A 6,242-nucleotide genomic window follows, 5' to 3' on the forward strand; every position below is an offset into this window, starting at 1 on the left:
CAATCGAGACAAGCTCATGCCCCTGACACGCAAAGCCTACCGCGCCGCCCTGCTCCACAGCCTCGCTGACCCGGCCGAGGTCGGCCTCCAAGCGTCCTATGAATATTTCGAGGACGGTTTGCTGGTGGTGGAAAACGGCCAGATCAGCGCCATTGGCCATGCCCAGGACCTGCTGCCGACCCTGGCGGCGGACATCGAAGTCGCTCATTACCCGGACGCGCTGATCACCCCCGGTTTCATCGACACGCACATTCACCTGCCCCAGACCGGCATGGTCGGCGCCTATGGCGAGCAATTGCTGGACTGGCTCGACACCTACACCTTCCCCTGCGAAAGCCAGTTCGCCGACCAGGCTCACGCCGACGCCGTGGCCGATATTTTCGTCAAGGAATTGCTGCGCAACGGCACCACCACCGCCTTGGTGTTCGGCAGCGTGCACCCGCAATCGGTGAACGCGTTTTTCGAAGTGGCCCAGAAGCTCGACCTGCGGATGATCGCCGGCAAGGTGATGATGGACCGCAACGCCCCGGACTACCTGACCGACACCGCCGAATCCAGCTACATCGAAAGCAAGGCGCTGATCGAGCGCTGGCACGGCAAGGGGCGTCTGCACTATGCCGTGACCCCGCGCTTCGCGCCCACCAGTACCCCGGAGCAACTGACCCTGGCCGGCCAGTTGTTGAATGAATACCCGGACCTGTACATGCAGACCCACATCAGTGAAAACCTGCAAGAAGTGCAGTGGGTCAAAGAGCTGTTCCCCGAGCGCAAGGGCTATCTGGACGTCTACGACCATTACCGACTGCTGGGCGAACGCTCGGTGTTCGCCCACGGCGTGCATCTGTGTGACGAGGAATGCGCGCGCCTGGCCGAGACCGGCTCGGCCATCGCCTTCTGCCCGACCTCGAACTTCTTTCTCGGCAGCGGCCTGTTCAACCTGCCGATGGCCGAGAAGCACAAAATAAACGTGGGTTTGGGCACTGACGTGGGCGGCGGCACCAGTTTTTCGCTGTTGCAGACCCTGAACGAAGCCTACAAGGTCATGCAACTGCAAGGCGCACGGCTAAGTCCGTTCAAGTCGTTGTACCTGGCGACTCTCGGCGGCGCCCGGGCCTTGCGCCTGGAGGACAGGATCGGCACCTTGCAACCGGGCACCGACGCGGATTTCCTGGTACTGGACTACAACGCCACACCGCTGCTGAGCTATCGCCTCAAGCAGGCACGGGACATTGCCGAGCGGTTGTTTGTGTTGATGACGCTGGGGGATGACCGGACCGTGGCGCAGACCTATGCGGCTGGGCGGTTGGTGCATCAGCGGTAGACTGTTGTTGCCGGGAAGATTGCTATCGCGAGCGGGCTCGCTCCCACAGGGGTTATGTAAACACTATAAATCCACTGTGGGAGCGAGCCTGCTCGCGATGAAGACAACACGGTCTCACTGATTCCATCAAAGCTTGGCCGTCGACCGCCCCGGCTTCTTGCTCTGCAACAAATGCGAAAACACCGCATGCAAATCATCCGACGCGCTTTCCTCGTCGAGGTTGAGCTTGCTGTCGATGTGGTCCATGTGATGCATCATCAGGTCCACGGCCAGCGTGGCGTCCCGGGCTTCGATGGCGTCGATCAACTGGGTGTGTTCGTCGTAGGAGCAGTGCGAGCGGTTGCCGCTTTCGTATTGGGCGATGATCAGCGAGGTCTGGGACACCAGGCTGCGCTGGAAGCTGATCAGCGGTGCATTCTTCGCCGCTTCGGCCAGCTTGAGGTGGAATTCCCCCGACAAACGGATACCGGCGCCTCGGTCGCCACGGGAGAAGCTGTCGCGTTCGTCGTTGACCATCTGCCGCAGCTCGGCGAGCTGCTCGGCGGTGGCATGTTGCACCGCCAATTCCGTGATCGCCCGCTCCACCAGACGCCGGGCCATGAATACCTGGCGGGCCTCTTCGACGCTCGGGCTGGCGACGACGGCGCCGCGATTGGGCCGCAGCAATACCACGCCTTCGTGGGCCAGGCGTGACAGCGCACGGCGGATGATCGTGCGGCTGACTCCGAAAATCTCCCCCAGTGCCTCTTCGCTCAATTTTGTACCGGGCGCCAGGCGTTGTTCGAGAATGGCCTCGAAGATATGCGCGTAGACAATATCGTCCTGGGTTCCACTGCGGCCGGCTTTACCTGCGCGCGGTTGTTTCTTGAGGGGTTGCAACTGTTCGTTCATGGGCACTCGAGTCGGAAAACTGCGGCGAATTGACCGTGACTGTAATACGGCACAGCAGGTCGCTGGCAAGTATCGGGTAAAAAACACCTGGATTGTACACAACCTCTGATGGCAACACGACTGTACGGCTGTTTGCGGACATGGCTGTATCGCAATCGGGCAGTGGGTTGAGTTTAGGCTTAAACCGCAACTCTGTGGCGAGGGAGCTTGCTCCGCTCGGCCGGGCTGGCGCTCCAGTGCGTAGCAGCCGCACGAGGGCCTGCTGCGCAGTCCAGCGGGAGCAAGCTCCCTCGCCACAGGGTTACCCCAGGCCTTACCAATTTATAACAAGGACCACCTCCCACCATGACCGAAGTCACGACCATGCCACTTCGCCCGCTCGCCGACACGTCGCCCTCGGCCATCGTCGCCGGGTTCATTGCGATGATGACCGGCTACACCAGCTCCCTGGTTTTGATGTTCCAGGCCGGGCAGGCGGCGGGGTTGAGCAACGGGCAGATTTCCTCGTGGATCTGGGCGATCTCCATCGGCATGGCGGTGTGCTCCATCGGCCTGTCATTGCGCTATCGCACGCCGATTACCATCGCCTGGTCGACACCCGGCGCGGCGCTGCTGATCACCAGCCTGGGTGGCGTGAGTTATGGCGAGGCGATTGGCGCCTATATCACCTGCGCGGTACTGGTGACCATTTGTGGCCTGACCGGCAGTTTCGAGCGTCTGGTCAAGCGTATCCCGGCCTCGTTGGCGGCGGCGTTGCTGGCTGGAATCCTGTTCAAGATCGGCAGCGAGATTTTCGTCGCTGCCCAGCATCGCACGGGCCTGGTGCTGGGGATGTTTTTCACGTACCTGATCGTCAAGCGCCTGTCACCGCGTTACGCAGTGCTGGCCGCGCTATTGGTGGGCACGGCGCTGTCGGGTCTGCTGGGTCTGTTGGACTTCAGCGGCTTTGCCCTGGAAGTCGCCACACCGGTCTGGACCACGCCCCATTTCTCGCTGGCGGCGACCATCAGCATCGGCATCCCGCTGTTCGTGGTGGCGATGACGTCGCAAAACATGCCCGGTATCGCCGTGCTGCGGGCCGATGGCTACAACGTTCCAGCCTCACCGCTGATCACCAGCACCGGCATTGCTTCGCTTTTGCTGGCGCCGTTCGGCTCCCACGGGATCAACCTGGCGGCCATCAGCGCGGCGATCTGCACCGGGCCCCACGCCCATGAAGACCGCAACAAACGCTACACGGCTGCGCTCTGGTGTGGCGTTTTTTATGGGATCGCCGGGGTATTTGGCGCGACGCTGGCCGCGTTGTTCGCGGCGCTGCCCAAGGAGTTGGTGCTGTCCATCGCAGCACTGGCACTGTTCGGGTCGATCATCAACGGCTTGAGCATCGCCATGAGCGAAGCCCGGGAACGGGAAGCGGCGCTGATCACCTTCATGGTCACGGCGTCGGGGCTGACGCTGTTTTCCATTGGGTCGGCGTTCTGGGGGATCGTGGCGGGGGTGCTGACCTTGCTGATCCTGAACTGGCGTAGCGCTTGAGAGCATCGCGAGCGGGCTCGCTCCCACAGGGATTATGTGAATGCCATAAATCCCCTGTGGGAGCGAGCCTGCTCGCGATGACGACCTGAAGGACAACAGAAATCCGACAGCCAGACACAATAAAGCCGGCGCCCAGACGGGCCGCTGGCTCTGACCATCAAGCAATCACGCCTTGGCGTTGATCGGCTTTTCCGGATACCACACATCCATCAGCGGGCTGACTTCAACGCTGGTCAGCTCAGGACGCGCCTTGAGCCAGGCTTCAACGGCAGCACGCTGCTCTTCGGTCACCGAGCCGCGCTTCTGCAGGCAGACCAGACCGTAGTCATCGCCGCCGACGTAGCCCAGGCCATTGGCTTCCATGGCTTCTTTGAGGAAAGCGTCGAGGAAAGCGTCAATAGCCTCGTCGGCCAGATCTTCTTTGAAATCCAGGTTGAGTTCGAAACCCAGCTCTTGAAATTCATCCACGCACAGCTTTTTGCGCAGACGCCGGGAACGGTTAGTCGCCATTGAAACAATCCTCATAAGTAATAACGGCCGGCACTTTACCAGTTTGGCGCATCGATTGCCCGACTGATCGGGGGCTTGGGGCTACCGTCGGTAAAAAATAGCGCATGAACAGTCCCGGCACGGCCCAAGCCGTTGCAGCTTGGGGCATAATGCCGACACTTTCATGACCGTTGAGGACGTTCATTTTCATGTCCTCGTCTTTTCCCCCTCGCCCGTAGGGTTTTATTTCAGATGATCAAATCTTTGCGTCCATTGCTTCTGGCCAGTCTTCTTCTTCCCCTGGCCCTGCCCGTCTCCACCCACGCCGCCACGATCAATACCGCCCTGTCGCCCAATGTGCAAAAAGCCCTCAAGGCCAGCAAGCTGCAAGACAACGCCCTGTCCCTGGTGTTGGTGCCGCTCGACGGCCCCGGCACCCCGACACTGTACAACGCTGACGTCTCGGTAAACCCGGCGTCCACCATGAAACTGGTGACCACCTACGCGGCCCTGGAAATGCTCGGCCCCAATCACCAGTGGAAAACCGAGTTCTACACTGACGGCACCCTCAGCGGCGGGATACTCAACGGCAACCTGTACCTCAAGGGCGGCGGTGACCCCAAGCTGAACATGGAAAAACTCTGGCTGCTGATGCGGGACCTGCGCGCCAACGGCGTCCAGCAGATCACCGGCGACCTGGTGCTGGACCGCACCTTCTTCATCCAGCCGCAATTGCCCGAGTTCAATGACGATGGTAATGACGAGAACAAACCGTTCCTGGTCAAGCCCGATTCGCTGCTGGTCAACCTCAAGGCCCTGCGTTTCGTTGCCCGCAATGACGGCGGCCGGGTGCTGGTGTCGGTGGAGCCGCCGATTGCCAGTGTCCGCATCGACAACCAGGTCAAGGCGGTCAATTCCAAGCAATGCGCCGGCGGCGTGCGCTACAACCCGGTGCCCCAGGCGGACGGCAGCGTGACCGTGACGGTCGGTGGGCAACTGGGGGACGGTTGCAGCTCCCAGACCTATCTGTCGCTGCTGGACCATGCCACCTACACCGCCGGTGCGGTGCGGGCGATCTGGAAGGAATTGGGCGGCAGCATCCAGGGCAAGGACCGCCTCGCGCCGACCCCGAGCAACGCCAAGGTGCTGGCCCGGGCCTTTTCGCCGGACCTGGCGGAGATCATCCGCGACATCAACAAATACAGTAACAACACCATGGCCCAGCAGCTGTTCCTGAGCCTGGGCGCGCAGTTCCGCAACGAAGCCGACGGCGACGACGCCAAGGCCGCGCAACGGGTCGTGCGCCAATGGCTGGCCAAGAAAGGTATCACCGCACCGCACCTGGTGATGGAGAACGGCTCAGGCCTGTCTCGCGCCGAGCGGGTCAGCGCCCGGGAAATGGCCGCGATGCTGCAAGCCGCCTGGCGTAGCCCGTATGCCGCCGAATACATCAGCTCGATGCCAATTGCCGGTACCGACGGCACCATGCGCAAACGCCTCAAGACCACCGCAATGGCCGGCGAAGCCCACATCAAGACCGGAACGCTGAACACCGTCCGCGCCATCGCCGGCTACAGCCGCGACATCAACGGCAACACGTGGGCAGTCGTGGCGATCCTTAACGATCCGAAACCTTGGGGCGCTTCATCAGTGCTGGACCAGGTGCTGCTGGACCTCTACCGCCAGCCGAAACTGCCGCAGACGGCTTCGGTGCTCTGACCCGACACAACGCCATGTGAGAGCCAGCCTGCTCGCGATAGCTTGAACACTCAGCCTCTTTGTAGACTGAACCACCGCCTTCGCGAGCAAGCTCGCTCCCACAGGGTCAACCGCCAGCCGAAAGACCCGCATATATCCCCAATCAACTGTGGGAGCGAGCCTGCTCGCGATGGCGGTGTGTCATTCAACATCAAGCCGACTGAACCACCGCATTCGCGAGCAAGCTCGCTCCCACAGGGTCAACCGCCAGCCGCAAGACCCGCATATATCCCCAATCAACTGTGGG

6 protein-coding genes are annotated in these 6,242 nt (G+C 61.6%); 3 read left to right on the forward strand and 3 right to left on the reverse strand.

Features of this window, described 5'->3' with window-relative positions:
• Positions 1 to 16: 16 nt before the first annotated feature.
• Entirely contained in the window at positions 17 to 1,321 is a 1,305-nt protein-coding gene (gene guaD / locus ACLEJQ_RS24440; protein WP_440799270.1) for a guanine deaminase, read from the forward strand.
• Positions 1,322 to 1,447: 126 nt separating this feature from the next.
• On the opposite strand, the gene ACLEJQ_RS24445 is transcribed toward guaD, so the two are convergent.
• Positions 1,448 to 2,212: a GntR family transcriptional regulator gene (locus ACLEJQ_RS24445; protein WP_042728046.1), complete on the reverse strand. Its 765-nt coding sequence runs from the start codon at positions 2,210 to 2,212 to the stop codon at positions 1,448 to 1,450.
• 345 nt (positions 2,213 to 2,557) lie between these two features.
• Between ACLEJQ_RS24445 and ACLEJQ_RS24450 the strand changes: the two genes are divergently transcribed.
• Entirely contained in the window at positions 2,558 to 3,748 is a 1,191-nt protein-coding gene (locus ACLEJQ_RS24450; protein ID WP_440799273.1) for a benzoate/H(+) symporter BenE family transporter, read from the forward strand.
• A gap of 165 nt (positions 3,749 to 3,913) precedes the next feature.
• Here ACLEJQ_RS24450 and ACLEJQ_RS24455 read toward each other — a convergent pair whose 3' ends face one another.
• Positions 3,914 to 4,258, reverse strand: a complete 345-nt coding sequence (locus tag ACLEJQ_RS24455) for a YggL family protein (protein WP_440799274.1) — start codon at positions 4,256 to 4,258, stop codon at positions 3,914 to 3,916.
• Entirely contained in the window at positions 4,248 to 4,448 is a 201-nt protein-coding gene (locus ACLEJQ_RS24460; RefSeq protein ID WP_440799276.1) for a hypothetical protein, read from the reverse strand. Before ACLEJQ_RS24460 ends, ACLEJQ_RS24455 begins: the two co-directional genes overlap by 11 nt.
• 41 nt (positions 4,449 to 4,489) lie before the next feature.
• Here ACLEJQ_RS24460 and dacB point away from each other — a divergent pair, with 41 nt between their 5' ends.
• A complete protein-coding gene (gene dacB, locus ACLEJQ_RS24465; RefSeq protein ID WP_440799278.1) occupies positions 4,490 to 5,956 on the forward strand; it encodes a D-alanyl-D-alanine carboxypeptidase/D-alanyl-D-alanine endopeptidase in 1,467 nt (488 codons plus the stop codon).
• Positions 5,957 to 6,242: the final 286 nt, after the last annotated feature.

The organism is Pseudomonas sp. SMV71, from assembly GCF_052042015.1.
Classification (GTDB): Bacteria; Pseudomonadota; Gammaproteobacteria; order Pseudomonadales; family Pseudomonadaceae; genus Aquipseudomonas.

Bases quoted from the DNA above. Each gene is read 5' to 3' on its own strand.
- guaD (WP_440799270.1), top strand. From the start codon at position 17: ATGCCCCTGACACGCAAAGCCTACCGCGCCGCCCTGCTCCACAGCCTC.
- ACLEJQ_RS24445 (WP_042728046.1), bottom strand. From the start codon at position 2,212: ATGAACGAACAGTTGCAACCCCTCAAGAAACAACCGCGCGCAGGTAAA.
- ACLEJQ_RS24450 (WP_440799273.1), top strand. From the start codon at position 2,558: ATGACCGAAGTCACGACCATGCCACTTCGCCCGCTCGCCGACACGTCG.
- ACLEJQ_RS24455 (WP_440799274.1), bottom strand. From the start codon at position 4,258: ATGGCGACTAACCGTTCCCGGCGTCTGCGCAAAAAGCTGTGCGTGGAT.
- ACLEJQ_RS24460 (WP_440799276.1), bottom strand. From the start codon at position 4,448: ATGAAAATGAACGTCCTCAACGGTCATGAAAGTGTCGGCATTATGCCC.
- dacB (WP_440799278.1), top strand. From the start codon at position 4,490: ATGATCAAATCTTTGCGTCCATTGCTTCTGGCCAGTCTTCTTCTTCCC.